At 67.0% G+C, this 25,111-nt stretch carries 23 protein-coding genes and 2 pseudogenes; 5 read left to right on the top strand and 20 right to left on the bottom strand.

Annotated features, from left to right (window positions below; translation table 11 throughout):
• Positions 1 to 46: 46 nt before the first annotated feature.
• Positions 47 to 658, bottom strand: coding sequence for a glutathione S-transferase (locus PSPA7_RS06040; protein WP_012074536.1), 612 nt, complete (start codon positions 656 to 658; stop codon positions 47 to 49).
• A gap of 123 nt (positions 659 to 781) precedes the next feature.
• On the opposite strand from PSPA7_RS06040, the gene PSPA7_RS06035 reads away from it, so the two are divergent.
• Entirely contained in the window at positions 782 to 1,678 is an 897-nt protein-coding gene (locus PSPA7_RS06035; protein ID WP_012074535.1) for a LysR substrate-binding domain-containing protein, read from the top strand.
• On the opposite strand, the gene PSPA7_RS06030 is transcribed toward PSPA7_RS06035, so the two are convergent.
• Positions 1,668 to 2,210 (bottom strand): hydrolase, encoded by a 543-nt coding sequence (locus PSPA7_RS06030; RefSeq protein WP_012074534.1) that lies wholly within the window; start codon positions 2,208 to 2,210, stop codon positions 1,668 to 1,670. The two genes, PSPA7_RS06035 and PSPA7_RS06030, sit on opposite strands and share 11 nt — an antisense overlap.
• A gap of 103 nt (positions 2,211 to 2,313) precedes the next feature.
• Here PSPA7_RS06030 and PSPA7_RS06025 point away from each other — a divergent pair, with 103 nt between their 5' ends.
• The 3 genes from PSPA7_RS06025 (at position 2,314) to yejK (ending at position 5,310) form a co-directional block, all read left to right on the top strand.
• Positions 2,314 to 2,784 (top strand): Rv1443c family protein, encoded by a 471-nt coding sequence (locus tag PSPA7_RS06025; protein ID WP_012074533.1) that lies wholly within the window; start codon positions 2,314 to 2,316, stop codon positions 2,782 to 2,784.
• Between the two features lie 73 nt (positions 2,785 to 2,857).
• Entirely contained in the window at positions 2,858 to 4,213 is a 1,356-nt protein-coding gene (locus PSPA7_RS06020) for a TAXI family TRAP transporter solute-binding subunit (RefSeq protein ID WP_012074532.1), read from the top strand.
• A gap of 92 nt (positions 4,214 to 4,305) precedes the next feature.
• Positions 4,306 to 5,310 carry a nucleoid-associated protein YejK gene (gene yejK / locus PSPA7_RS06015; protein WP_003092908.1) on the top strand — a complete coding sequence of 335 codons (1,005 nt, stop codon included), beginning with the start codon at positions 4,306 to 4,308 and terminating at the stop codon, positions 5,308 to 5,310.
• 42 nt (positions 5,311 to 5,352) lie between these two features.
• Here yejK and PSPA7_RS06010 read toward each other — a convergent pair whose 3' ends face one another.
• From PSPA7_RS06010 to PSPA7_RS05930, 17 genes and pseudogenes are all read right to left on the bottom strand, one after another.
• Entirely contained in the window at positions 5,353 to 6,264 is a 912-nt protein-coding gene (locus tag PSPA7_RS06010; protein WP_012074531.1) for a hypothetical protein, read from the bottom strand.
• Between the two features lie 103 nt (positions 6,265 to 6,367).
• A pseudogene (locus PSPA7_RS06005) lies at positions 6,368 to 6,616 on the bottom strand (VIT1/CCC1 transporter family protein); the annotation flags it as partial.
• Entirely contained in the window at positions 6,613 to 7,548 is a 936-nt protein-coding gene (locus PSPA7_RS06000; protein ID WP_012074529.1) for a glutathione S-transferase family protein, read from the bottom strand. The pseudogene PSPA7_RS06005 and the gene PSPA7_RS06000, both read right to left, overlap by 4 nt.
• 122 nt (positions 7,549 to 7,670) lie before the next feature.
• Complete coding sequence (locus PSPA7_RS05995) at positions 7,671 to 8,360, bottom strand: CatB-related O-acetyltransferase (RefSeq protein WP_012074528.1); 690 nt, start codon at positions 8,358 to 8,360, stop codon at positions 7,671 to 7,673.
• Positions 8,361 to 8,388: 28 nt separating this feature from the next.
• Positions 8,389 to 8,703 carry a GIY-YIG nuclease family protein gene (locus PSPA7_RS05990; protein ID WP_003152939.1) on the bottom strand — a complete coding sequence of 105 codons (315 nt, stop codon included), beginning with the start codon at positions 8,701 to 8,703 and terminating at the stop codon, positions 8,389 to 8,391.
• Complete coding sequence (locus tag PSPA7_RS05985; RefSeq protein WP_012074527.1) at positions 8,696 to 9,397, bottom strand: glutathione S-transferase C-terminal domain-containing protein; 702 nt, start codon at positions 9,395 to 9,397, stop codon at positions 8,696 to 8,698. Before PSPA7_RS05985 ends, PSPA7_RS05990 begins: the two co-directional genes overlap by 8 nt.
• A 66-nt stretch (positions 9,398 to 9,463) precedes the next feature.
• Positions 9,464 to 9,946 (bottom strand): nuclear transport factor 2 family protein, encoded by a 483-nt coding sequence (locus PSPA7_RS05980; protein ID WP_012074526.1) that lies wholly within the window; start codon positions 9,944 to 9,946, stop codon positions 9,464 to 9,466.
• Between the two features lie 73 nt (positions 9,947 to 10,019).
• Positions 10,020 to 10,736, bottom strand: coding sequence for a phosphatidylcholine synthase (pcsA, locus tag PSPA7_RS05975; protein ID WP_023443016.1), 717 nt, complete (start codon positions 10,734 to 10,736; stop codon positions 10,020 to 10,022).
• Positions 10,737 to 10,848: 112 nt separating this feature from the next.
• Positions 10,849 to 11,874 (bottom strand): amino acid ABC transporter substrate-binding protein, encoded by a 1,026-nt coding sequence (locus PSPA7_RS05970; RefSeq protein WP_012074525.1) that lies wholly within the window; start codon positions 11,872 to 11,874, stop codon positions 10,849 to 10,851.
• A 250-nt stretch (positions 11,875 to 12,124) separates the two neighbouring features.
• Positions 12,125 to 12,778: a hypothetical protein gene (locus PSPA7_RS05965; RefSeq protein ID WP_033997054.1), complete on the bottom strand. Its 654-nt coding sequence runs from the start codon at positions 12,776 to 12,778 to the stop codon at positions 12,125 to 12,127.
• A 3-nt stretch (positions 12,779 to 12,781) separates the two neighbouring features.
• Positions 12,782 to 13,042, bottom strand: a complete 261-nt coding sequence (locus tag PSPA7_RS05960) for a PAAR domain-containing protein (protein ID WP_033997057.1) — start codon at positions 13,040 to 13,042, stop codon at positions 12,782 to 12,784.
• A gap of 102 nt (positions 13,043 to 13,144) precedes the next feature.
• Positions 13,145 to 13,555: a DUF2388 domain-containing protein gene (locus PSPA7_RS32615; RefSeq protein ID WP_228380088.1), complete on the bottom strand. Its 411-nt coding sequence runs from the start codon at positions 13,553 to 13,555 to the stop codon at positions 13,145 to 13,147.
• 4 nt (positions 13,556 to 13,559) lie between these two features.
• Positions 13,560 to 15,106 (bottom strand): annotated as a pseudogene (gene tla3, locus PSPA7_RS30800) (type VI lipase adapter protein Tla3).
• The gene (gene tle3 / locus PSPA7_RS05945; protein WP_012074522.1) at positions 15,106 to 17,256 is read right to left on the bottom strand and encodes a type VI lipase effector Tle3; all 2,151 of its coding nucleotides are present in this window, start codon (positions 17,254 to 17,256) and stop codon (positions 15,106 to 15,108) included. Before tle3 ends, tla3 begins: the two are co-directional and overlap by 1 nt.
• Entirely contained in the window at positions 17,253 to 17,750 is a 498-nt protein-coding gene (gene tli3 / locus PSPA7_RS05940; protein ID WP_012074521.1) for a type VI lipase immunity protein Tli3, read from the bottom strand. The genes tle3 and tli3 overlap by 4 nt, the downstream gene beginning before the upstream one ends.
• 3 nt (positions 17,751 to 17,753) lie before the next feature.
• Positions 17,754 to 20,813: a type VI secretion system spike protein VgrG2b gene (gene vgrG2b / locus PSPA7_RS05935; RefSeq protein ID WP_012074520.1), complete on the bottom strand. Its 3,060-nt coding sequence runs from the start codon at positions 20,811 to 20,813 to the stop codon at positions 17,754 to 17,756.
• A 172-nt stretch (positions 20,814 to 20,985) separates the two neighbouring features.
• Positions 20,986 to 21,504, bottom strand: coding sequence for an Hcp family type VI secretion system effector (locus tag PSPA7_RS05930; protein ID WP_012074519.1), 519 nt, complete (start codon positions 21,502 to 21,504; stop codon positions 20,986 to 20,988).
• A 777-nt stretch (positions 21,505 to 22,281) separates the two neighbouring features.
• Between PSPA7_RS05930 and PSPA7_RS05925 the strand changes: the two genes are divergently transcribed.
• Positions 22,282 to 22,929, top strand: coding sequence for a carboxylesterase (locus PSPA7_RS05925; RefSeq protein WP_003156353.1), 648 nt, complete (start codon positions 22,282 to 22,284; stop codon positions 22,927 to 22,929).
• 15 nt (positions 22,930 to 22,944) lie between these two features.
• Here PSPA7_RS05925 and PSPA7_RS05920 read toward each other — a convergent pair whose 3' ends face one another.
• Entirely contained in the window at positions 22,945 to 24,843 is a 1,899-nt protein-coding gene (locus PSPA7_RS05920; protein ID WP_003156354.1) for an acyl-CoA synthetase, read from the bottom strand.
• Between the last annotated feature and the right edge of the window lie 268 nt (positions 24,844 to 25,111).

The raw sequence follows: 25,111 nt of genomic DNA, 5'->3' as shown, positions 1-25,111 counted from the left end.
CCAGCTCATGTATCGACACCAGTTGCCGCCCTTCACGCCCGGTGGTTCAGACCGGCGGCGTCTCCAGGAACACCGGCAACCCCTCCGCATAATCCGAATAGCCCGCCAGTTCCGGGTATTCGCCGGCGACGACCCGCTCGGCGACCACCAGTTGGCTGAAGCGCCAGGCCACCGCGACGGTCACCCCGACCAGGTCGAGGCCGCCGTCGCGCGCCAGCGGTTCCTGGCGCAGCGCCGCCTCCAGCCAGTCGAAGGCCGCCAGCAACTGCCCTTCCACCCGCTCCAGCCAGGGGCCGTGGCGGCGCTCCTCGGGGCGCAGGTTCAGTTCGTAGTAGATCTGCACCGATTTCTCGCAGGCCACCAGCGCCGCGCCGATCAGGCTCAGCGCTTGTGCACGGACCTCCGGCCGTTGCGGCAGCAGGCTGCGTTCCGGGCCGGCCAGGCACTCCAGGTAATCGAGGATCAGGCTGGAATCCATCAGCACGGTGCCGTCGTCGAGCACCAGACTGGGCGCCTTGACCATCGGGTTGAACAGGCTGAACGCCTCGAAATTGCGAAATACCGACAGCGGCCGATGTTCGTAGGGCAGGTCCAGCAGGCGCAGGGCGATGGCGACCCGGCGGACGAAAGGCGAATCCAGCATACCGATCAGTTGCATCGCGGCATCCTTTGTCGATGATTAAGCGCCGCTAAGAGGGCAGCGCCTGGAAAAATCACTCTAGTCGTTGCACAGCGCGAAAAATATCGAGATAAATTCAGCGAATCCTTTAGAAAAACTTACATGAGCGACCTTCCTCCCCTCACTGCGCTGCGCAGCTTCGAAGCGGTCGCCCGGCTCGGCAGCATCAGCCAGGCCGCCAGCGAGCTGCACGTCACTCACTCGGCGATCAGCCAGCAGATCAAGCTGCTGGAAAACCTCCTCGGCCTGGCCCTGTTCGTCCGCGAGGGGCGCGGCCTGCGCCTGAGCGAGAACGGCCGGTTCTACGCCCTGCAGGTACGCGCCTCGCTGGGCGAGATCGCCGACGCCACGCGGGTGGTGCGGGCGCGTCCGCGGGAGGGTGAGCTGGTGGTCACGGTAATGCCGTCCTTCGGCCTGAACTGGCTGCTGCCGCGCCTGCCGCGTTTCCGCCAGCGCCATCCGCAGTGCCGGGTGCGACTGATCGCCAGCCTCGACGTGCAGAACCTGCGCCAGGGCCTGGCGGACCTTGGGGTGCGGATCGGCAAGGGTGATTGGGAAGGGGTCGGCTGCGAACGGCTGTTCGACGACGAACTGCTGATGGTCGCCGCGCCCGCTTTCAACGGCGGCCGCCTGCCACGCACGCCGAGCGAGATCGTCGCCTGCCCGACCCTGCGCTCCACCGAATCCTGGGCGCTCTGGTGCCAGCGCGCCGGCGTGGCGGAACCGCAGCACGGGCTGCTGATCAACGATTCGAACCTGTTGCTGGAGGCCGTGCGCCTGGGCCAGGGCATCGCCCTGGAGCGGCGCAGCCTGGTCGCCGGCGCCCTCGCCGAGGGCCGCCTGGTGCAACTGGGCGAGATCCGCGTGCCCTACCCCTATCCCTACTGGCTGGTCTGGCCGCAGCGCGAGGCGCCGAGCGAGCGTCACCAGGCCTTCGCCGACTGGCTGCGCGAGGAGGCCCGGCGCTACCAGGCCGAGCAGCCGCCGCTCAGCGAATGAAGTTGCGGCTGATCTCGCGGAAGCGCTCGCTGCCGGCGCGTTCCATCCATTCGAAGGCGACCATCTCCCGCGACACGATCATCGCTCCGGCCTGGCGCATCCGCTCCACGGCCAGCGCCTTGTCGCCCGGCCGCCGCGAGCCGATCGCCTCCTCCACGACGAACACCTCGCGCCCGCGGCCAAGCAGGTCGAGCACGGTCTGCAGCACGCAGACGTGCGCCTCGCTGCCGCAGACCACGAACTGCCGGCGGTCGCCGCCGGGCGCGCGCAGCAGGGCGCCGTCGGCGGCGGCCGAAAAGTCCAGCTTCTCGAGGATCTGCGTGGCGTCCAGTTCGTCGCGCAGGGCCGCCACCGTCGGCCCCAGGCCCTTGCTGTACTGCTCGCTGGCCAGCACCGGCACGTCCAGCGCGCGGGCCACGCGCAACAGCCACTGGCTGTACTCGACCAGCGCCGGGCCGTGGTCGATGGCCGGCAGCAGGCGTTCCTGGATGTCGACCAGCAGCAGGGTCGAGGTTGCGGCGCGGATCAGCATGGCGTCCTCCTTCGGTTCGACGTCTCGGTTCGTCTGACTTAGGCTTGCACGGCACGGACGCCATGGACAGCGCGCCCTCCCTCAACCCTAGCAGGAGCCCGCAATGAACATCAGCCTGCATTTCGAATCGCGCCTGCAGGCCAGCCCGGAACAGCTCTGGCGATGGATCACCTCGGTGGACGGGATTCTCCGCGAGATGCGCCCGCTGTTGAGCATGAGCGTACCGCCCGGTGTCCGCAGCCTCGCGGACCTCGAAGTGGAGCCGCGGCGACCGCTGTTTCGCAGCCGCATGCGCCTGTTCGGCGTGCTGCCGCTGGGCACCTCGCAACTGACCCTGCTGGAGCTGACGCCCGGCCAGGGCTTCATCGAACAGTCGCCGATGACCGGCATGCGTCTCTGGCGCCACGAGCGACGCATCCTGCCGAGCCCCGGTGGCGCGGGAGAATGCCTGCTGGTCGATCAACTGACCGTGCGCCCGCTGTTCGCCGCCGGGCTGGTACGCTGGTTCCTCACCCGCATCTTCCGTCACCGCCACCGGGTGCTCGGCCGGCAGTTCCGCGCCGCCCCGCGGTGACCCTCGACTACGCTGTGGAGGACGCCTGGCCGCGTCCCCCACGCCCTTCTGGAGAGCAGCACAAGGACCGCTCATGAATCGCATCAAGCACCTGCTCAAGGACCTCGCCATCCTGATCCGCGCCAACCTCTGGCTGATCCCGGTGATCGCCGCCCTGGTCGCCGCGGTGTTCTATTTCGTCGCCCCGCCACCGCCGATGAGCGCGACCATGGCTACCGGCGCCGAGGGCGGCGGCTATGCCGTGTTCGCCGGCAAGCTCCGGGAGAAGCTCAGGGAGCAGGGCTTCGAACTGAAGCTGGTGCCCAGCGCCGGCTCGCGCGACAACCTGGAACGCCTGCTCGGCGACGGCGAGGTCGACATCGCCCTGGTGCAGAGCGGCCAGGAACGCCAGCTCGACGCCAGGCAGGTGCGCCGGTTGCAGACCCTCGGCGCGGTCTACCAGGAACCGCTCTGGCTGTTCCACCGCAGCAACGTGCACATCGACCGGATCAGCGACCTGCTGCACCTGCGCCTGGCCATCGGCAGCGATGGCAGCGGCACCCGCGCCGCCACCGAGGCGATCCTGCAGGCCAACGATATCGCCCCCGGGCATTATCCGATCACCTGGGAAGCGCGCGGCGGCAACGCGGTGGCAGACGATCTGCTGGCCGGCAAGCTGGACGCCGCGTTCCTCGTCGGGCCGGCGGAGAACCCGGCGATCCAGAAGCTCGCCGACAGCGACCAGCTGCGCCTGGCCAATTTCCGCCGCAGCGCCGCCTACGAGGCGCGCCTGCCGTTCCTCAAGCGGGTCGAGGTCGGCGAGGGCCTGCTCAACCTGCCGCGCAACGTGCCGGAACGCAACATCAGCACCCTGTCGCCGGTGGCCACCCTGGTGATCAACGAGCGCTTCCACCCGGCACTGGTCCCGCTGGTGCTGGAGGCCGCGCGCGAGGTGATGAAGGACGGCACGCTGCTCGACAAGCCCGGTGCCTTCCCCAGCGCCGAGCCGCGCACCCTGCGCCTGCACGAAGACGCCGAACGCTACTACAAGAGCGGCCTGCCGCTGCTGCAGCGCTACCTGCCGTTCCGCATCGCCTCCCTGGCGGACCGCTACATCATCCTGCTGATTCCGTTCATCGCCATCCTCATTCCGCTGATGAAGTCCATCGGCCCGCTGTACCGCTGGCGCATCCGCGCACGCATCTACCGCTGGTACCGCTACATCCGCGACATCGACCGCAAGCTCGACAGCGGCACCGACGCCGAGCAGCTGAGGAGCGAGATCGAACGGCTGGAGAAGCTGGAGAGCGAGCTGAACACCGTGGAGGTGCCGCTCTCCTACTACCACGAGCTGTACGAGCTGCACCTGCACCTGAACTTCGTGATCAGGCGCCTGCACGGCCTGCAGGAACGCCAGGCGACGCAGGCAGAAGCCGGCAACCTCGGGTAAACTGGCCGATCCGCGGGCGCGCCAGCGGCGTGTCCCGCAGCGTCGCGGAAACCTGCGCGGCGCCGCCGATTACCTGAAAGGTCGAACCTGACATGCCGATCCATCACGCCATCGTCCACCTGATCGAGAAAAAGCCCGACGGCACCCCGGCCGTGCTCCACGCGCGCGACGCCGAGCTGGGCGACTCCCAGGCCATCGAGAACCTGCTGGCCGACCTCAACGAAAGCTACAACGCCAAGAACAAGGCCTGGGGCTTCTTCCAGGGCGAGTCCGGGGCCTACCCGTTCAGCGGCTGGCTCGGCGAGTACCTGGAGGGTGACCGCGACTTCGTCGGCTTCAGCCGCGAAGCGGTCGAGCACCTGCAGAAGCTGATGGAGGAGTCCAATCTCTCCACCGGCGGCCACGTCCTGTTCGCCCACTACCAGCAGGGCATGACCGACTACCTGGCGATCGCCCTGCTGCACCACAGCGAAGGCGTGGCGGTGAACGAATCGCTGGAAGTCACCCCGTCGCGCCACCTGGACCTCGGCCAGTTGCACCTGGCCGCGCGGATCAACATTTCCGAATGGCGCAACAACAAGCAGTCGAAGCAGTACATCTCGTTCATCAAGGGCAAGGGCGGGAAGAAGGTCTCCGATTACTTCCGCGACTTCATCGGCTGCCAGGAAGGGGTCGATTCGCCGAGCGAGACGCGTACCCTGCTGAAGGCCTTCAGCGACTTCGTCGAAAGCGAGGACATGGCCGAGGAACAGGCCCGCGAGAAAACCGAGACGCTGGTCGACTACGCCACCTCGCAGGCGCGCATCGGCGAGCCGATGACCCTCGACGCGCTCTCCGAACTGATGGACGACCAGCAACCACGGGCGTTCTACGACTACATCCGCAACAAGGACTACGGCCTGTCGCCGGAAATCCCGGCGGACAAGCGCACCCTCAACCAGTTCCGTCGCTTCACCGGCCGCGCCGAAGGCCTGTCGATCAGCTTCGAGGCGCACCTGCTGGGCTCAAAGGTGGAGTACGACGAAGAGCGCGACATGCTCATCATCCGCCAGTTGCCGACCCAGTTGAAGGACCAGCTCAAGCGGCGCAAGGACTGAGCCGCGCCGCCCGGGAGCGCCGCCGGCGCTCCCCTTCCCTCCTCAGCCGCAGGCCCAGTCGAAGCGCATGTCGCGGAAATCGAGCTGGGCGTTGCCGCCGCCGAAGTTGTAGCCGCCCAGGTATTCCTCGAACTCCACGTAGAACGGGCTCATCTCCGGCACGCCCTGCACCGGACGCATGGTGCCGCCGATATGGTTCGGCAGGTGCCCTTCCACCCAGGGATGCTCGCGGTAGTTGTCGCGCTCGATCTTGCCGTCCAGCCAATAGTGCGGCAGTTGGTAGCCGCCGTCGCCGTATTCGCTGGGCACCACCCCGGCGTTGGGATCCTGCACCCGCGCCGTCCAGCGCAGCGGGTAGCGCTGCTGGTGGCCGGCCGCCGGGCGGCCACCGAGGGCACGCAGCAGGTAGTAGTCGTCCTCCGCCCAGTCCGGCACGAAGCTGGCCGCCGAACCAGCCTCCAGCCACTGCGGCGGCTCGGTCTGCGCCAACAGCTGGTTGCCCGCCGGCAGCGCCGGCGGCTGGCAGGGCGCGCCGCTGAATTCAGCGGCGTCGAGCAGGATCACCGCATAGGCGCCGCCGAGGATGTCCTCCATCCGATGCAAACGCGGATGGCTATTGCGCCCGGCCTCCCAGAACGGCCGCAGTTCCGCTTCGGCCGGCGGTTGCGCGGGCGGATCGATGAGCATCTCGCGAATGCCGTCGACGCTGGTCGGTCCACCGTCGTTCTGGTCCGGGGCGAGGGCGAAGAAGCTCAGCGCGACGATCTCCGGGCCATGCACCCGGTAGTCCTCCGGCAGCAGCAGGGTGAAGCCGTGCATCAGCGGATAGCCGGTGTCCGGATCCAGCGGCCACTGCTCCGGACGGATGCCCGGCGGCAGGCCGAAGCACCAGCCGTGGTTGGCTTCGCCGGCGTGCGCGGCGTCGTTGACGATTTCGATGTCGTAGGCGTTCATGGCCACTCCCTGGTCGGTTTTTCCTGTTCCCGGCCACGCCGGCCGGGCTCCGCAGTGTAAGGCGGCACGCGCCGCAGGCGAAGGGTTTTCAGCCCAGGCCCACGCCGAGCGCCATCGAGCAGGCGCCGGACACCAGTCCGGCCCGCCCGGTGAGGACGATGGACGAATGCGCCATGCTCGCCCCCGCCACGCCCATTACCAGGCACAGGTTCGACACCAGGCCGTCGTTGGCGCCGAGCACTGCGGCGCACAGCTTGGTGCCGGCGTCGCGGTCCGGCCTCGCCCCGGGCAACGCGCACTGCGACGGATCGGCGTCCGGCCGCGGCAGGGGGGCCCCGCCGACATGCCTCAGCGCGCCTCGATGCGGAAGCCCAGGCGCGGGAAGTGCACATGCACCGTGCCGGCGCGCGGATCCTCGCGGCGCAGGATGAGTTCTTCGCTGCCGGCGAAGAGCAGCTCGCCCTGTACCGCGTCGACGCCGTAGTCGGTGGCGGCGATGGCCACCGCCTGGCCGGGCAGGAAGCCGTTGGGATCGTTGAAGGATTCGTCCGGCAATGCCGCGGGCTGGCTGCCGCGGGCCACCTCCAGGGCTTCCTCCGCGCTCATCTCGGCCGGCGCGCCGTGGCCGAAGCCGAGCACCCGGCCCAACCAGGCCTGCACCTGCGGATAGTCATCCACCAGCGGCGCGGTGACCGGCGTGCCCTTGAGGAACCACAGGCAGTGTGCCACGGCGAAGTCGGCGACGGATGGCTCGCCGAACAGGAAGTCGCCCTCCTCGCGCGCCAGCTGGCGTTCCAGCCGCGCCATGAAGCCCGGCCACTGGTGGCGCGCCTGCTCCAGCGACAGGCGGCTGGCGCTGCCGCCGCTGAACAGCTGGCTGCGGTCGGCCATGAAGGCCTTGAGGAATTCCGGCGGCAGCTTGCCGAAGCGCACGGCGATGGATTCCGGAGCGAACACCAGGCTCACCGCGTGCTGGAACAGCACCGCATCGGCCCATTGGGCGAAGCTCGCGGCGGTCATCTCCCGGCCTTCGGGAAACAGCGCCGGCACCGCCTTTTCCTGCTCCAGGCGACGGGCGATCAACGCGGTATCGCAATACACGTCGGCGCCGACCTGCAGCACCGGGGTCTTCCGGTAGCCACCGGTCAGCGCCACCAGGTCCGGCTTGGGCATCACCGGCGGAATCATCACCGAGCGCCAGGACAGTTGCTTGAAACCGAGCAGCAGGCGCGCCTTCTCGGCGAAGGGCGAAGTGGGATAGTGATGCAGGATCAGCTCTGACATGGGCGCCTCCAGGCGGATGTGAAACACCAGCTTAGCGCGGCGGGGAAAACGCGCCTATGACAATCCGGGACATGAAGCGCAACCCATCGCGGAGGGCGATGACGCCCCCGCGGCGGATCCGCTCAGTCCAGCCGGCAGCCCTGGCGGGTGATGGTCATCCGCCGGTACGTCGCGCGCGGCGCCGCGCGCGCCTCCAGGGCGGCGAGGAAATCCTGCGGTCGGTCCAGCGGCAAGCCGGTGAGGAAGGAAGTATCCAGCTCCCACCAGCGCGAGGCGAGCAGGCGCTCGACGATTTCCGGCGGATGCCGGTAGCGGATCACCTGCGCCGGCGTGCCGGCGACGATGGCGTAGGGCGGCACGTCGCGCGTCACCACGGCACGCGTGGCGATGATCGCCCCGGTGCCGACCTTGACCCCCTCCATCACCATCGCGCTGTGTCCGATCCAGACGTCGTGGCCGATCTCCGCGTAGCTCGGCGCCGGCTCGTAGCGCAGCGCGGTGCCGGTGTGCTGGAACGGATGGCTGCTCACCCAGTCGCTGGGATGGGTGTGTTTTTCCTGGCCGATGAAGCAGTCCGAGCCGATCGAGCAGAAACGTCCGATGGACGCCACCAGAGACAGGTCGGTGCCGCTGCGCACATAGCTGTAGGCGCCGATCTCCAGCCTCGGCGGGACGATGCGCAGGTGGCCGAGTTCGACGCGCTCCTCGAGCACCAGCGTGGTGCGCTTGCCGACACTGGCCGGGCCGCCGGCGAGCTTGCAGCCGCGGCGGCGGATCCAGCGTTTCCACCAATGATTCTTCAGGTAACCCACGAATACCCCATGACCGCAGATGAACGTCCTAGATTGCCGGCTCGCCGACCTCGCGCAACACCGGTACACCGACCAACAGGCGCTCCTTGGCGCGCTTGCTCAGGGCCTTGATCGCCCGCTCGCGGCGCAGGGCATCGCCCTTGCTGGCGCAGGCCTCGACGTAGACCAGCGCGCGTGCCGGGCTGGAATGGAAGAAGCGAGCGCCCTTGCCGCTGCAGTGGGTATCGAAGCGACGCAGCGGATCGTCGCTGATGCCGCAATACAGCGCGCCGTTTGCCGCCCTTACCAGGTACACCGACCAGCTCTTCCCGAGCGCCACCGTGGCGGCCGTCGCCTCACTCACTCCAGACCCGCTCCCGCATCCGCTCGCAATATGCCACCAGGCGCGGATAGCCGCGCGCCACATGGCTGAGCGGGGTATCCAGGGTCGCCTCGATGAGGTTGGCGAGGATACCGTAAGCGGCGGCATCGGCGCTGCACGGATGTTCGCCGCCGTAGTACGGGACCTGGCCGAGCAGGCCATCCAGCGCATCGAGGTCGTCGCGGGCGAAGGCCAGCAGTTCGTCCCGGCTGTGGGCGCCGAGGCCCTGGGCCTTGAGGGTATGGCCCACCCTGCGGCGCATCAGCGCCGCCACCGCGTCGCGCACGCCGAACGGCAGCGCGCCGAAGAACACCGGCTTGAGCACCCGCCAGCTGTCCTCGTCGAACCAGCGGAAATACAGCATCAGGTAGTACAGGTGTTCGTCGCACAGACGCGTGATCGCCCGTGCCCAGCCCTTGCCGCGGGCGTCCAGGCCGGCGTCGAGGGTGACCCCGTAACGCTCGTCGAGGGTACGGATGATGATTTCGCTATCGCCGATCGCCTCGCCGTCGATACGCACGTAGGGCAGCTTGCCCTTGGGTGCCTTGCGCGGATCGCGGACGACCTTCACCTGGTACTCCAGGCCGGCCAGGCGCAACCAGGTTTCCAGCTTCAGGCAGTAGGGACTGGCATTGGGAACGTTGAATGCGGCGGGGAACTGGAAGAGCGTGATCATCGCGGCGTCCTGCGGGTTGTCCGCGGCGAGCTTAGGAGATTATCCGCGCTTCGGCCACCGCCAGCCTCAGCCGGCCGCCGGATGGGCTGCCTGGTAGGCGGCCAGGCCCTTGCGCGCCTGCTGGCGGATCGCCCGCTGCAGCGGCGGCGTCCAGCCCAGCAGCAGGCCCGTGAGGCCGAGCGCCTGGCGGCTCCAGCGCCACAGGTCGAAATGGTCGCGATGCTCGACGATCAAGCCATCGGCGAAACGGAAGCGGGCTTCGATGCGGTTCTCTACCCTGCGCCCGGTCTGGGTGAACAGGTAGTGGGCCACCCATTGCGCACGCCCCTCGTTCCCGTCGGCGCGGACGTCCGCGTAGTCCAGGCGGAAATCCCGGGCCCGGCTGGCCAGCAGGCGCCACATGTCGCCTACCTCGCGCCCGCGCAGCTCGCCGAAGGCCGGGTCGTGGAAGGTCGCCTGCGGCGCGTAGCAAGCCGCCATGGCCTCGCCGTCGAGGCGCTGGAAGGCCTGGTAGAAGCGCACGATCAGTTCGGCGTTGGGATGGTCCATGGGGGCTCCCTTGCGGAGAGTGGAAGTTCATCCGGCGTCCCCGCACGGGAACGCCGTTGCCGCCCAGGCCGGTTCAGCCGAACCACTCGCGGGCGCTGCGCCACAGGCAGATGCCGACGAAATAGGCCGAGGCGGCGAACCACAGGCCGAGCAGGAGCGGCAGGTCGGCCGGCTGCTGGACGATCAGCAGGCCGCTACTGATCAGCCAGACGAAGGTCACCGCGATGTTCAGCGGCATGAACTGGCGCACGCGGAACGGGTGGAGGAACTTCATCCGGGTCAGGGTCAGGGCAGCCAGCACCAGCACGGTGGCGAGGTTGACCCAGGGGTGCAGGTCGAGCACGTAGAAGTACACCGCCACCACGTTCCAGGCGGCCGGGAAGCCGACGAAGTAGTTGTCGGTGCTCTTCATGTTGACGTTGCAGAAGCAGAACAGCGACGAGACCAGGATCACCCCCACCGCCAGCAGCTCGAAGTGCTCCGGCAGGGGAATGTAGCGGTAGATGAAGATCGCCGGGATGAACACGTAGGTCAGGTAGTCGATCACCAGGTCGAGTACCGAGCCGTCGAAGTGCGGCAGCATCTCCTTGACTTCGTACTTGCGCGCCAGGGTGCCGTCGAGGCCGTCCACCAGCAGCGCCACGCCGAGCCAGAGCAGGCAGGCCTGGGGTTTGTTGTCGACCAGCGCGAGCAGGGCCAGCAGGGCCAGGATCACGCCGCTGGCGGTGACGGCGTGGACGCCCCAGGCCTTGGCTTTGTTGATGGGAGTCATCGATAGGTTCACGGGCATTTCTCTTGTTCGGTGTTCGGCATGACACGTCGCTCTATAGTGCACCGGCACCGGTGCGTCTGTCTGTTATCGGATTGTCGGTGCTGGCGAGAGTTCAGCCAGCCCCCGCCGGTCAGCGGATCGGCGGCGCATAGTGCAGGCCGCCGAGATTCCATTGCGCGTTGAGCCCGCGCGGCATCTTCAGCGGGCTGCCGTCACCGACGTTGCGGGCGAAGATCTCGCCGTAGTTGCCGACCTGGCGCACCATCTGCACCACCCAGTCGCGCGGCAGCTGCAGGTCCTTGCCGACGTCACCCTCGCTGCCGAGCAGGCGGGCGACGTCCGGGTTGCGGCTGTCCCTGGCCTGGCGCTCGACGTTACTCGAGGTGACGCCCAGTTCCTCGGCATTGAGCAGGCCGTACAGGGTCCAGCGGACGATGTTGAACCAGGCCTCGTCGCCCTGGCGCACGGCTGGGCCGAGCGGCTCCTTGGAGATCACTTCCGGCAGCACCACGTACTGCTCCGGCTTGGCCAGCTTCAGGCGCTGGGCGTAGAGCTGCGACTGGTCGGAGCTGAGCACGTCGCACTGCCCCGCCTCCAGGGCGCGGGCGCTCTTCTCGTAGCTGTCGTCGAGGACCGCCTTGTAGCGGATGCCGTGGGCGCGGAAATAATCCGCCACGTTCAGCTCGTTGGTGGTGCCGGACTGGATGCACACCGTCGCGTCCTTCAGCTCGCGGGCGCTGGACACGCCGAGCCGGCGGTTGACCAGGAAGCCCTGGCCGTCGAAATAGGTGACGCCGGTGAAGTGGATGCCCAGCGCGGTGTCCCGCGCGCTGGTCCAGGACGTGTTGCGCGACAGCAGGTCGACCGTGCCGGACTGCAACGCGGAAAAGCGTTCGGTGGTGGACAGCGGGGTGAAGCGCACCTTCCCGGCGTCGCCGAACAGCGCGGCGGCCAGCGCCCGGCAGAAATCGACGTCGAGGCCCTGGTAGCGGCCCTTGGCGTCGGCGTAGGAGAACCCCGCCAGGCCATCGCTGACGCCGCACTGCAGGTAGCCCTTGCGCTTCACCGCATCCAGCGTCGCCCCGGCCTGGGCCGTGGCGCTGGCGCCGAGGCAAAGGGCGGCCAGCAACAGCCAGGTACCTTTCATTATCGTCATCTGTTCGCCACTCCCTTCGCCCCTCGTCCCGTAAGCTGCGTACCCGGCCCGTCACCGAACTGTAACCGCAACCGCCGCGGCACCGGCAGGGGCTGCCCGCCACGAGGCGACGACGGGCGACGAACGGTGTGCCCGGCGCACTTCCCTTAGCAAAGCGCATCCGTGGGGAATTGGCGAATGTCCGGACTCCGGCAACCCGCCGCGCCGAGTTGGCGGCGGGGCGGCATCGGCGAAAGACGGTGGCGCGGCGTTATGCGGAGGACGCTTTCCTCTTCCGCGTCCCACTCGCCTTCAGCAGCCGCTGCTCCCTGGCGCACACCGGGCACCAGGACCCGCGCAACACCGCCGCGCCCATGGCTTTCCATTCATGGCCCTGGCGACAGCGGAACGAATAGCGCCAGTTCAGCCCGGCGAACCTGTCGACCAGGCACTCCCCGCCGTGGCGGGCAGCCTGTGCCTCGAGCTGCTGCAACCTGTGGTCCTGCGTGGACTGGCGATGACAATGGGGGCATTGCGCCCGCCGAAGCAACTGCTCGCCCGTCCGCAACCAATGGTGCCCGGCCGGGCATCGACAGCGATGGCCCGCCTTGCTTCCAAGCCAACCCGCTTCCAGGCAGGTTACTCCCGCCGCACGGGTGGCATCGGACAGGCGCCGGTTGCGCAGCTCCGCCGCACAGGTCGGGCAGGCGTCGGTCCTGGCGCGGGCAAGCGCATCGGCGCTCCTGTCGAAGACATGGCCTTGCCGGCAACGGAAGCGGTACTTGCGCGACCAGCCTTTCCATTCATCGTCCAGGCATTGCAATTCATACCGCAGCAGGAGTTCCCGGAACTTGCCCGAGTCCAGGGCGACGGCAGCGGCATGCGACGCAACGTCACTCCGCCGGGTAGGCTGGCTCCCCTGCATCCCTCAGTTCTCCGCCGCTCCCAACGGCCCGCTGGCGATCAGGCTGGCACCGCAGGCCGTCTTCATCCCGTGCAGGGCCACCGGCACCCCGTCCACATCCAGCAGTGCGCTGCCTTCGATAATGGGGAAGGTCCCTTTGCACAAGGGGCAAACCACCTGGTGGCCAACCCCGGCCATCGGCTTACCGTTGAGATCGGTCTGGCCGAACGCTTCTATAACCGTGCCACCGTGGTCGGTGCTATCACCGAGCCGGACGATATCCATCGTTGTCCTCCTCACTCTCCATCTGGTCGACCCACCCGGTCAGCCGGTTCCCCGACCTGGCTGCGCATCGCGCCCTCCGCTGGGAGGAGCACTCTGCCCACCTCACTCCGCTGCGCTCCAGGCCAGCACGCCCGCCGCGAAAGCTTTCCGTTCCAGCCTGGGTCCAGGGACACCGGCAAGATAGTCGCGCCAGGCACGCTCCAACTGCGCGCCGTCGATAACACCCGCCGAAGCCACGAAGGCGGCGGCGTCCTCGCGGGCATACGCGTATTTCTTGAATACGAACATTCCTTCGAACGGCCGGGTATCGCTCACATAGCCGGACCCCATCGTCGTCAATAAGGGCGGAACGAATGTCGTTCCCAGGGTAGCCTGCGCACTGAATTCCCCCAGGTCGAATGAAGAATCGGCCCAGCAAAGCTGGCTGAACAGCGCAATACAGAAGCCCCATGCATATTCCGAACATCCTGTCCTTGTCATCTGACGAAAACTCCATCCGAGGCGGGAAACCATCGATCTACAAATCGTCCAGCCAGTCGCTCCTAGGCTTGAGGCTGCTCAGAACTCTTCCAGGGCATAGTCTTCGCCGGGCGGCAACCGGGTCGTTAGTCGACTGGCGGTCTGCGGCAGCAGGTCGACGCCGAACGGGTCGTGAGCGGGCTTCTTCCCAGGCGTCGGCGAACTGATGCCGATCAGGGTCGCCTGGTCCTTGCGCCGCAACGGCATCACCATGCTGCTGTCACCGTTGAGGTAGCTGGCCATGGTCGCCAGGGCGATACCGACAAAGGGCGAGGCAGCGCCGGTGTCGCCCAGGCGCTGGGTCAGGTCGTAGCTTTCCCGCGAGTCCAGCAGGTCCAACGAACTCTGCGCGGCGCCCAGCGCCGGGGTGAGTTCGGCCAGCGGCGTGGCATTCAGCCCACCGTCGTAGAACAGCCGGGCAGGCGCCGATGTCAGTGTGGCGCTGGCCGTCTTCCAGGCGGCGGCCAGTTGTGCGGTGAGGGCTTCGCGCTTGAGCCGTTCGCCGGTATCCGGGCGGGTCAGCGGCACACTCACCGGCCGATGCAGCCTGGCCAGCACCGGCAACGCATCCCACTGCTCCAGGGCGCGCGCGGTCCAGGGCTGAGGAATGAACCGCGTGGGGCGGAACTCCACCGGCGGCTTGCGCCAGCCCCAGCCACGGAACTCGGGGTCGATCCTGTTTTCGTTGACCTTGGTGTAGGGGGCGAACTGGCGTAGCCAGTCGACCCGCTCGGGGCGGCCGACGATCAGGGCGACCATGGTGTCTGTCAAGGTTCCCGGTACGCGAGGGCCAGAACCGCCCCCCAAAGATTTCAAAGTTATATCTCGGCTTGATAAAGAGCCGGCCATATTTATTCCATCATTGGCATATATCAAAACTGCTGGAAGGTCTGGATGACGCTCGAAAAGGCGAAACACTGCCTCCAGTACTCCCTCAGGTGTGTCATTACAGACGATGCCATCTTGCAGATTCGCAATGCGATGCCAATGCAGTCCCGCAGGAACACGTATGTCATTAACCATGACCGATAAGCTTTCCTGCGTTTCCTCTGGGGTAAAACGTAGGTTAGGAGTACTCGGGTTCCAACCACGCACCACCGTCATTGTTGGGATAGGCCATTTTTCCAAAAAATTCTTCAGTCCTAACTCCAGTGCATCAGCCTCGCGTTTCGAATAAGCCATATCCTTGTCAGACGCAGAAATCGGATACTTCTTCGGGTCCATCGGCAGAATGCTACCGACATGCAAGGCCTCGGCCTGTATGGCATTTTGCTTCTGCAAGGCCTTCCACACCTGCCCCTGGCGAAACACATCCAGGCTCATGCCTATGCTGAGCACGTCCAGGGTTTCCAGGCGCGGCGAAGTTGTCGGTGCGTGATAAGCATCAGCGGACATGGTGGCCTCCTTGGCCGAGGCGTAGGCAGTAACGGACGTCGCCGGACTGGCGAAGCAGCGCATCAAGGACAGTGGCGACTCAGCCGTCTGCCCCACAGTGCAATTCAAAAGGACACCGACAAAAGAGAGAACGAAGAGCATCAAGCGCATTAGATCGGCCCTCCAAAACGTACCGGTTGTTCGTGATAGCGGTCCAGGATGGTTTGCGTCGCCACCAAAGTGGGTAGGCTATTGCCTACTATTGAAGGGAAGTTTCCAGATTTTCGGTAAATCACTGCAGAGTCAATCAACTCTCTATTTTCATATTCTTCGGCACGATATAGTGCGTAAAGCTCTTCATCGGGAAGATCAACTTCAGAGTCCGCTTGCTCATTTATTCCTCCTCGCGGGGCTCTCCAATCCAACCGCCAATCCGCCACCCGACACAGATACTGATAGAAAACCACATCATCCACGCTGTCCCCGGCCCCGATGGCCAGGTCATAGGCCAGTACCCGCCGGCTGTGCTCCGGGTTGTTGGGTATGGCCGAGTGGAACGACAAGGGCTCCAGATGGCCCTCCGCCGTCTGCAGGCGCAGCCGGGCCTCGTAGGGAGTTTCCGCGCGGGTGACCAGAACCATGCCGGTACCCAGTTCACGAGCGGAAAACACATGGGTCTGCTGGGCCAGTTCCTTGCCTTCGTTCAACGCCCTTTCCACGCTGCGCGCGTCGCGCCCGTAGCGGTACGCCAGCGCGGCGTCCACCTGTTGCGCGACGGCGTGCCCGCTGTCCTTCTCCTTCCAGCCGCCGTTGCTTACGCCGATGGCGGCGTCGATCGGATCGAGGGTATCGCGCACCTGATAGACGCCGCTGGCGGAGTTCTCTCCCGGCGCCGTGACGGTTCCGTCGAAATCGAATCGCGCTTCCGTCGGCAACGGCAGACGCGGCGCGGTCAGCAGCACGCTGTCGCCCTGGTCGAAGTTCGCCCGGCCGAATCTGTCCTTGCCGCCCAGCCCGGTGTCTTCCCAGGTCTTCTCGCCGGCCAGCAGAAGAGGGTAGGCATGGGGAGGGGCGTGCCCGCCGATCTTTTCCTTCTCGCCATTGCGCTTGCGTACGGTGAAGATGCGCTGGTGAAAACCCTGCGGCAGCCCGGTCCTTCCCGGGAGCCCGTTGACCTGCTCAGCAATGCCGCGCCAGCCGATACCCTGGACGTTGGCAAGTCCCACCGTCTGGTCCTGGGGCGTGAAGTACAGGTAGACGCTGCCGCGATTGTCGCGCTCGTCGAAGCTGAGCCGTTCCCCGTCGATGCTCGTCTGGCAGCCCTGGCCACCCACCCAGCCGGGGCCGCCTATCGCGCCATAGCCTTGGCAGTTGCGCAACGCGACGCTGCTCAGCGCGGGGACCGGATGGCGTCGGCCGCAGATGAACTCGAGGATGCCCTTGAGCGTGGCCAGCCGCGCCTCGCGAGTCTGCTGGCCGTTCCAGTTCTGGAACTTCTCGTTGAGGGGTTCGAACAGGCCGTAGGGGGAGTTGAGCATGATCACCCCGTCCGCCGGCGCCACGCCGTCGTCCTTGAGGAAGGCATGTGCCAGCAGGGTCAACAGGGTGCCCTGGCTGTGCCCGACGACATTGATGGTGTCGTCGGGGTAACGCTTGCGGATGATCTTGATCAGCATGGCCAGGCGCATGGCCGCCAGGACCATGTACTTGCGCCCCGCCGCCGAAAACAGCGGATGGGTCATGGTGCCGCCGAACCAGTCCAGCGACACGAAACCGAACAGCTTGCCGTTGAAGCCCTGGCCCCACATGTCCGGCAGGTTGGTGGTGGCATTGACGAACTGCCCGCCTTCCTTGGTGCCGGACTTGTCCAGCCGGTTGCCGTTGCGGTCCAGCCATTCGCCGTGGGCCGCGGTCTTGTTGATGTATTGCTCTTCCTCGCGGAAGCCCCAGTAGAAAGGTACGAGCACGCTGCGTACGGCGGCCCCGCCGGCGCCACTGGCGAACTTGCGCCGGTAGTAGACGGCGTCGGGGTTCTCCGCCTTGCCTTCGTCGTCCGCCGGCAGGCTGTAGCCCGCCGGCGTCAGGTAGCCGGGATTGGCCTGCCCGCCGGGCAAGGTCGGCGGCATGTCCAGGCGCTCGTTGAGACCCTGGCAGAGCCCGCGCTCGATCCGCTCGTAGCAGCCGGCGAGATCGTTGACGCCATGCACCACGATGGTCACGCAAGGCTTGGGCGGAGGCGGCACCAGGTGCACGTCGCCGCCCTTGGGCAGGGTGATGGACTGGGCAGAGACGATCGTCCTCGACCGAACCCTAACGTTCATGGTTTCTCTCCTTGCCGCTCCTCGGCGTTGCGTCTTGCCAGGCAGGTCGCGTCATCGAGCAGCAACCAGTTGCCAGGTTCGCCGGCCAGGCAGAATTCGACGGCGATGCTGGAAACCGTTTGCCGGTGCCGACGGCTGCGCTCGTTGAAATGAATGAACGCGTTGTAGCTCCCTCCGGGCTGCAAGCGCTCCGGCCGGCGCAGGAGCGCGCTGGAGCCGGGATAGTCGCCGAATACCTCGATCTCCCCGGCACGCCACCCCGGAGGCAGTTCGATCCGCCACAGCGTTTCCTGGCAACGGCTGCCGACCCGCCGACATACCGAAACACGGGTGATCTCGACGTCGTTGGTTTCCGCCAGCAAGGGGCGTAGATCCAGTGTCACGCGCCCGGAGCCGGCGTACACCGGGATCTGCGGCGGCAGTTTGGAAACGGCCAGGGCCTGGACGCTTTCCAGGCCGAGCAGACAGACAATGAGCAAGGTCTTGCATTTCATCGGTCAGTATCCCGTTGGGAAGTTTTTCAGTACGCCAGCGAACCTGCTGTTCGCAGAGGCTTCCCCGAACTCGTTCTTCTCGAGGAAATAATCTCGAACGATGTCTCCCTGCTGTTCGATGTTGTAGTCCTTCAACGTCTTTCCCGGCTCCAACCGGTAGGCGTACTGGTCGCCCAGGAGAAACTGCCTGGCTTGCTGGTAGGCCCCCACCATAAGGACGTTGACGCCATGCTGGTGCTGCCAGACATGGGTCATTTCGTGGATGAACAGGCCCTGGCGCTGCAGGCTCTCCAGGCTCCAGTCCGCCACGCCGCGCAACTCCTCGCCGAAGTAGATGTGGCCGTTCGGCGCCATCACGTAGTCCTTGCCCTGCCAGGGGACATAGTCCTCGTCGCGCAGGCGGACCGTGGAATAGTCGATGGAATCGCCGAATACGCCTTTCGCCAGGCTGATTTCCCCTTCGCTGAGAGCACGTCCGGCCTCGGCGTCGGGGCCACCCAGGAGCTTGCCGAGGGCAACCGCCGCGCCAACCGCCGCCGTTATCCCGGCAACTGCGGAGGCGGGCGATTTCGCGTGTTTCATATCGACCTTGGCGATGTTCATCGCATCCTTCTGCAGCAACCGGGTGGCGCCTTCGGCGTCGGTGACGCCCTCGATGACCTCGCCGTTGGCCATGGTGATGGTATAAGGCACGTTGGGCATGGCCGTCTGCCCGTCCAGTTGCTTGAGGACGAACCGCCGCTGCGTCTCGCCCACCTCGAACTGCGGCAGCTCGGCTTCCAGGCTGGCCGCACCGACATGACTGTGCTTCGCCGCCTTGACCACGAAGTTGCCGGGCATGCCCAGCTCGATGTTGCCGCCCTTGAGGGTCAGGTAGGCGCCGCCGCACATCAGGGTGATGTGCTCCTTCGCCGTGACCAGCACGTGCTGCTGGCTGGCGCTGACCTCCACGCTCTGCTCGGCCTCCAGGCGGATATCGTTCTTCTGCGCCTGCAGCAGCATCGGCCCCTGGTGGGCGATCTGGCGCAGTTCGCCGCCCTGGGCGAACAGGCCGATGTCGCTGCCGGCGTTGACCACCACCTTCTGCCCGGCGGTCACCTGCTGGTTCTGCCGGGCCACGCTGTCGACGTGCTCGCCGGCGGCCAGGGTCAGGCTCGCCGGCGTCGCCGCGGCGATCCCCGCCGGGCCGCTCAGGGCGATCGCCGGCTTGCCGCCGACGCCCTGCCCGGGTTCGTCGTTGGCGCCAAGGCCGAGGTCGCGCACGGCTTCCTGGAGGCTCTGCTGCGGCGCCGCATCGTGCCCCACGCCCTGGTGCTCCCCGGCGTAGTCGCCCAGCTCGCGGGCCAGTTCCAGCGCCGCTTCCAGCACCTGCACCACCACGCCACGCTCGAGATGGCCGGCACCGGCCCTGAGCTGTTCCTCGGCGCTCAGCAGCAGGCCCCTGGCCGCACGCACCGCGCCATGTTCGTCTGTGCGCAGTTCGAAGCCCTCGCCGCGCGGCTGGCCGCCTTCGGGCCGAGGATGGGTCAGGTAGCCCAGGTGCAGCGCGCTGGCGCCGTGGTCGCTCATCAGCGCCGCACTGATCTGCGCCGTGGTGTCGTCGATGCGCAGCTCGTTGGCCCGGCTGCCCTTGTACTCCTTGCTCTTGATGGTGCTGAGGATCTTGTGGTCAGGCAGCGCGTAGGGCGGCCGGTTGGTCGCCCGGTAGGTGCGCCCGGTGATGATCGGCTGGTCGCAGTCTCCGTCCAGGTAGTCGACGATCACCTCCTGGCCGATCCGCGGGATCGCCATGTGCCCCCAGTCGGCGCCCGCCCAGTTCTGCGCGACGCGGATCCAGCAGGTGCTGAATTCGTCCGGACGGCCCTCGCGATCCCAGGGGAACCGCACCTTCACCCGTCCCCACTCGTCGCAATGGATCTCTTCCCCTGCCGGGCCGACCACCGTGGCGATCTGCGGACCGTCGATGCGCGGCCGGGGCAGCGGCTCGGGACGCCATTCGGCGTCCTCGGGCACCAGTTCGGCGTGCAGGTCGTAGCTCACCCCCAGGGGAGCGTCGGCGGACTCTTCCTCCTGGCCGGCATACTGGGTGCCGCGATGGACCACCCGCACCGGCCGCCACCAGGCGTTGAAGTCGGCGCGCGGATGACCGCTCAGCTCGAACGCGTGGCCCGGGATCAGCCGCGGGTCGTCGCCGCTGACGCAGGCCACCCGCGCGTCGCGCCGGTGCCCGCGCAGGCGGTTTTCGCTGAAGGGCCGGCCCGCGGCACTCTGCTTGTAGCGCCCGGGGTAGTCGTAGCGCTCGTAGGTCGAGCCCTGGTGCTCGAGCGCCTCGCCATGCAGGTGCTGTTCCTGGTCGAAGGTCGGCCGCTTGAAGCTGTAGTCGCGCTGGGTCTGCCGCGCCGTGCGGACGTTTTCGCTGTAGCGCAAGGCATGCAGCACCGGCCGCGGGTTGTCGCCCTCCGGCTGGGCGCTGAACAGCACCGGGCCGCCGGCGATGCGCTCCTGGACATAGAGCCGGTCGCAGCAGACCAGGGTGTGGCGCTGCTCGTCGAAGCGGAAGTAGTAGACCAGACCCTCCTCGAAGGCCAGCCGGTCGTGCAGGTAGCGATCGCTGTCGCCGGCCTGCACGCAGTATTCGCGCGGCAGGTGCTCGTGGTAGATGCGCTGCTCGTGGTCGAGCACCTGGTGCTCTTGCAGCAACGCCTGGAGGATCTCCGGAACGCTCTTGTTCTGGAAGATGCGCCAGTTGGAACTCAGCTCCAGGCGCGCCAGCTGCGGCTCCAGCAGCAGTTCGTAGCGGGTCCGGCGAAAGCCCGAGGCCCCCTGGGTGAAGCGGCTGACGAGGCCATGGACGTAGCGGACGGGTCGGCCGTCCTGCCACAGGGTGAAGGTGCCCGGCTGGTCGAGCACCTGCTTGAAATCGACGGCGCGCCTGTCGCTGGCCAGCTTCAGGTGCAGGCGGAAAGGCTCGCAGAGCGCTTCCTCCAGCTCGAACTCGACGACGTCGAACGCGAGCTTGCCTTCGCCGACGACGAAGGTGAACTTCAGGTCCCTTTGACGCATGGATCGTTCCCTGTTCCAGTGGCGGGCCCTTCCCGTTCCGTCGGGAGGGCCGGCCCATGCTACTACTGTTGCCCGGTCGACCTCCGGATGTCTCCCGGTCCGGGTCGATTCTGCGAAGCGCGGACGCTTCCGGGTGGCGGGGAGCCGCACGCGCGGCCGGCTCCCCGGACCCTCAGCCGGCGACCGGCGAGCGCCAATCGTCGGAACCGGAGGTGCCGGAGACTTCGTGGGTCCAGGTGATCTTGCGGTAGGTGAAATGCACGTCCTCCAGGTGGGTGAAATGGGCGTTGCCCGGGTCCTGGCAGTTGTGCATGTAGTCCTTGATGTCGACGATGATCGCGTCTTCCAGGACGGTGGTGTAGTAGTGTTCCTGGGTGCCGGCGGCGGAGGTGCGGAACCACTGGATCTCGACCTTGGTCAGGCGCTCGCCCGAGGTCAGCGCGGCGAGCAGCAGCGGCGAGGCCTTGTCGAAGACCTTGGTGATGACCACCGGCTTGTGCACGCGCTGGCCGGTCGGCTGGCCGGACTGCGGGTCACGAGGGATGATCACCTCGTGGTTGAAGCCCTGGACCATCACCTGGTCCTCATGGCCCTCCTGGTAGGTGTTGCCGACCGAGTCCTCGGTGAAGGCGCCGGCAGTGATCAGGCCCTGCTTGGTGCCGGTGATGGACATATAGGCGGGTGTTGCCATGGATGCATTCCTTGTCATGTGGAGCCGGGACGACATGTCCTGGGCGCCGATTCCTAGACAAGGAACGTGCCATCTTCAGTAGAACCCTTTTGAATCAGTAACTTGGGTGAAACCCCTCAAGCCAGGGGGGCGCTTATTGGCGCGAAAACAGCAAAAATTGTGCAACTTCTTGCACACTGCTATGCAAGAAGTTGCACAGTCGCTTCCAAGCCACAAAAGACAAGGCTCACAGCACTCCATGCACAGCTTTTCCCGAAGTTATCCACCAAAAGGTTGCACACCAGCGCCAGTATTCTCCGGATGAAAAAAGGCTCCAGCGATCCTTCCGGAAAAGCCGGTTCGCGGATCGCATTGCCCTCGATCGGCGCCCTCGCCTGCCGCTCCCCGCCTCGCCCTCGCGGCAGCGCAGCAGCAGCCACTTCTGCGCACACCCAGCCGATCGAGACATCGACGAGGCGCTTTCCAGCGAGGGCGCGCCGGGTTCGCCGCCGGCGGCTTGGCAATCCAGCGATCTCTTGGCAGCATCGGACGCCGAGCATACGCTGCCGTCGAAGCGACGAGCCGCCGCGCACGCCAGCGATCTGGATGACGCGCCGCCACGGGAGCGCTGAAGAAACCAGCGGACCGATGCAGGATCGCCTGAAGTCCTCCTGTCGCTGTTTGCGAAGGACCGGACATGCCCCGACGCAACGCGCAGCAGCACCCCATATGACATGCCGCACTCTCGGCATTTGCCCGTTGGGCAAAATAGCCCACTCGCCCCCATCTGGAGCCGTTATGAGCGAACCCCTGATCCTCGATGCCCCCAATGCCGACGCCTGCATCATCTGGCTGCACGGCCTGGGCGCCGACCGCACCGACTTCAAGCCGGTGGCCGAAGCCCTGCAGGTGGTCCTGCCGAGCACCCGATTCATCCTTCCGCAAGCGCCGAGCCAGGCGGTCACGGTCAACGGCGGCTGGGTGATGCCGAGCTGGTACGACATCCTCGCCTTCAGCCCGGCGCGGGCGATCGACGAGGACCAGTTGAACGCCTCCGCCGACCAGGTCATCGCCCTGCTCGACGAACAGCGCGCCAAGGGCATCGCCGCCGAGCGGATCATCCTCGCCGGTTTCTCCCAGGGCGGCGCGGTGGTCCTGCACACCGCCTTCCGTCGCTACGACAAGCCGCTCGGCGGGGTCCTGGCGCTGTCCACCTATGCGCCGACTTTCGACGACCTGGCGCTGGACGACGACCTCAGGCGGACTCCGGTCCTGCACCTGCACGGCAGCCAGGACGACGTGGTCGCCCCGGCGCTCGGCCGCGCTGCCCATGACGCTTTGCAGGCGCAGGGCGTGGAGGTGGGCTGGCACGACTACCCGATGGGGCACGAGGTGTCCCTGGAGGAAGTCCACGATATCGGCGCCTGGCTGCGCAAGCGCCTCTGACGCCCGCAGCGTCTCTCAGCCGGCGTGCAGCCGGTAGGCCAGCGCGTAGCCGCCGAGCATCTCCTGCAGCGCCGCCCGGCGTGTCTCGTCGAGGCCGGGAACGTGCAGGTGGGCAAGCTGGCCGTGGCGCTCGTCGGTGACGACGTCCACGCGAATGTCCGCCGCGATCTTCCGCCCCTCTTCCTCCAGCACCCGGCGGATCGCGTCCAGGCGCAGCGCCGGCTTGAAGGTCTTGCCCACCGCGGTGAGCGGGATGCTCTCGATCAGCCAGACATCCTTGGGCACCGCCGCCCGTTCCGGCACATGGCGGCCGGCATGTTCCAGCAGTTCCTCCTCGCTGGCACGGGCGCCAGGCTTGAGCTGGACGTATACCACCGGCAGCTCGCCGGCCCTCGCATCCGGCTTGCCCACCGCCGCCGCCAGGGCCACGGCCGGGTGCTTGTGCAGCGCCTCTTCGATCATCTGCGGGTCGATGTTGTGGCCGCCACGGATGATCAGGTCCTTGCTGCGCCCGGTGAGCCAGATATAGCCGTCCTCGTCGATGCGGCCGAGATCGCCGGTGTTGAACCAGTCACCGTCGACCCAGATGTCGCGGTTCTTCTCCTGCTGCAGGTAGCCCTTGAACACCGTCGGGCCCTTCAGGCAGAGGTTGCCCGCCTCGTTCGGCGCGGCATCGCGCAGGTAACGGCCGTCGCCGTCGAGCACGGCGACCTTCACCTGGCAGTACGGCAGGCGCAGGCCGATCGAGCCCGGCCGGCGCTCACCGCCGCGCGGGTTGCAGCTGGTGCCGCAGGTGCCTTCGGTGAGTCCATAACCTTCGATCACCTTGAGCCCGGTGCGCGCCTCGAACTGGCGGATCAGCTCCACCGGCATCGGTGCCGCGCCGCACAGGGCGAAGCGCAGGCTGGACAGGTCGCGACCGTCGCTGGGCACCTGTAGCAGTGCGGCGTAGATGGTCGGCACGCCGCTGAAACTGGTGACCCGGTAGCGCTCCACCAGCTTCCAGAAGTCCTGGATCAGGGTCGGATTGCGGTAGCCCTGAGGTCCGGCCAGGAGCACCTGGGCGCCGCGATGGAACGGCGCCAGGCCGGTGACCATCACGCCGTTGACATGGAACAGCGGCAGGCCGCAGAGCAGCACGTCGTCCACCCCGTAGTCGGCGTTCAGGCCCATGATCTCGGCCATCGCCACCTCGTTGAAGTGGCTGTGCGGGGCCAGCTTCGGGGTACCGGTGGTACCGCCGGTGTGGAAATAGGAGGCGACGTCGTCCGGATGGATCACCCGCCCGCTTTCCAGGCGGTCTGCCGGGCAATCGGCAATCAGCGCATCGAAATCCAGCACGCCCTCCGGCAGCGGCCCGCGCTGGGCCTTGAGCGCCTCGCGCTGCGGCGCCGGCAACAGGTTGGCCGGATCGACCACGACGATCGCGTACAACTCCGGCAACTGCGCGCGCAGGCCGGCGACCTTCTGCCACAGGTCGCTGCCGGGGAACGGCGCCAGGGTCACCAGCACCCGGGTGTTGGAGGCGCGGACCAACTCGGCGATGTGCTCCGGCTCCAGCAGCGGGTTGATCGCGTTGACGATCCCGGCCGCCTCGCCGCCCCAGATCACGTAGTGGGTCTGCGGCAGGTTCGGCAGCAGGAAGGACACCGCCTGGTCGCTCTCCAGGCCCAGCCGGTGCAGGGCGTTGGCGGTCTGGGTGACGCGGGCGAACAGCTCGGCGTAGCTGATCCGCAGCGGCTCCTCGGCGGCGCTGCCGTGCAGCAGGCAGCTCAGCGCGATGCGCTGGCCATGGCGCTGGGCCGAGCGTCGCAGCAGTTCGTAGGTGCTGGACGGCAGGTCGCGCTGCTCCAGCGGCACGCGTTCCAGGGCTTCGATATCGCGCAGCCCGGCGATCGGTTGGGACGGATTCATGGTTTTCTTGTTCTTCCGTGGGTGAGTGAGCGGACACTCGCCGGATCGCTCCGGCACCGTCCCCGAAGATGCCACCCTCGCCAGTCGCCTACCGTTGTCTTTTTGTAGCGCGCCGCCGAGTGGCCGCCCCGGGCCCGCCGGGCGCCATCCCGGGGACCCCGGCACGCCCCTCCGGGGCCCGTGGCGCCAGGCCTGGAGGGTATCGGCCAAGCATGGATTTCTCCCCGCTGGCAACATGCTTTACACTGGCGCCCGTTCATTCCTTAAC

The sequence above is a fragment of the Pseudomonas paraeruginosa PA7 genome (genome assembly GCF_000017205.1).
In the GTDB taxonomy this organism is placed as follows: Bacteria; Pseudomonadota; Gammaproteobacteria; order Pseudomonadales; family Pseudomonadaceae; genus Pseudomonas; species Pseudomonas paraeruginosa.
The sequence above is the reverse complement of the archived record's forward strand: the minus strand, read 5'-3'. Positions and strand labels throughout refer to the sequence as shown.

What these genes read in the sequence shown, in the direction of transcription:
- PSPA7_RS05920 (WP_003156354.1), bottom strand. Translation starts at nt 24,843, where the DNA reads ATGAATCCGTCCCAACCGATCGCCGGGCTGCGCGATATCGAAGCCCTG.
- PSPA7_RS05925 (WP_003156353.1), top strand. Translation starts at nt 22,282, where the DNA reads ATGAGCGAACCCCTGATCCTCGATGCCCCCAATGCCGACGCCTGCATC.
- PSPA7_RS32615 (WP_228380088.1), bottom strand. Translation starts at nt 13,555, where the DNA reads ATGGTTTCCCGCCTCGGATGGAGTTTTCGTCAGATGACAAGGACAGGA.
- PSPA7_RS06035 (WP_012074535.1), top strand. Translation starts at nt 782, where the DNA reads ATGAGCGACCTTCCTCCCCTCACTGCGCTGCGCAGCTTCGAAGCGGTC.
- PSPA7_RS06010 (WP_012074531.1), bottom strand. Translation starts at nt 6,264, where the DNA reads ATGAACGCCTACGACATCGAAATCGTCAACGACGCCGCGCACGCCGGC.
- PSPA7_RS05960 (WP_033997057.1), bottom strand. Translation starts at nt 13,042, where the DNA reads ATGGATATCGTCCGGCTCGGTGATAGCACCGACCACGGTGGCACGGTT.
- PSPA7_RS06040 (WP_012074536.1), bottom strand. Translation starts at nt 658, where the DNA reads ATGCAACTGATCGGTATGCTGGATTCGCCTTTCGTCCGCCGGGTCGCC.
- yejK (WP_003092908.1), top strand. Translation starts at nt 4,306, where the DNA reads ATGCCGATCCATCACGCCATCGTCCACCTGATCGAGAAAAAGCCCGAC.
- PSPA7_RS05985 (WP_012074527.1), bottom strand. Translation starts at nt 9,397, where the DNA reads ATGATCACGCTCTTCCAGTTCCCCGCCGCATTCAACGTTCCCAATGCC.
- PSPA7_RS06000 (WP_012074529.1), bottom strand. Translation starts at nt 7,548, where the DNA reads ATGTCAGAGCTGATCCTGCATCACTATCCCACTTCGCCCTTCGCCGAG.
- tle3 (WP_012074522.1), bottom strand. Translation starts at nt 17,256, where the DNA reads ATGAACGTTAGGGTTCGGTCGAGGACGATCGTCTCTGCCCAGTCCATC.
- PSPA7_RS05930 (WP_012074519.1), bottom strand. Translation starts at nt 21,504, where the DNA reads ATGGCAACACCCGCCTATATGTCCATCACCGGCACCAAGCAGGGCCTG.
- PSPA7_RS06030 (WP_012074534.1), bottom strand. Translation starts at nt 2,210, where the DNA reads ATGCTGATCCGCGCCGCAACCTCGACCCTGCTGCTGGTCGACATCCAG.
- pcsA (WP_023443016.1), bottom strand. Translation starts at nt 10,736, where the DNA reads ATGCCCGTGAACCTATCGATGACTCCCATCAACAAAGCCAAGGCCTGG.
- PSPA7_RS06020 (WP_012074532.1), top strand. Translation starts at nt 2,858, where the DNA reads ATGAATCGCATCAAGCACCTGCTCAAGGACCTCGCCATCCTGATCCGC.
- PSPA7_RS05965 (WP_033997054.1), bottom strand. Translation starts at nt 12,778, where the DNA reads ATGCAGGGGAGCCAGCCTACCCGGCGGAGTGACGTTGCGTCGCATGCC.
- vgrG2b (WP_012074520.1), bottom strand. Translation starts at nt 20,813, where the DNA reads ATGCGTCAAAGGGACCTGAAGTTCACCTTCGTCGTCGGCGAAGGCAAG.
- PSPA7_RS05980 (WP_012074526.1), bottom strand. Translation starts at nt 9,946, where the DNA reads ATGGACCATCCCAACGCCGAACTGATCGTGCGCTTCTACCAGGCCTTC.
- PSPA7_RS06025 (WP_012074533.1), top strand. Translation starts at nt 2,314, where the DNA reads ATGAACATCAGCCTGCATTTCGAATCGCGCCTGCAGGCCAGCCCGGAA.
- tli3 (WP_012074521.1), bottom strand. Translation starts at nt 17,750, where the DNA reads ATGAAATGCAAGACCTTGCTCATTGTCTGTCTGCTCGGCCTGGAAAGC.
- PSPA7_RS05970 (WP_012074525.1), bottom strand. Translation starts at nt 11,874, where the DNA reads ATGACGATAATGAAAGGTACCTGGCTGTTGCTGGCCGCCCTTTGCCTC.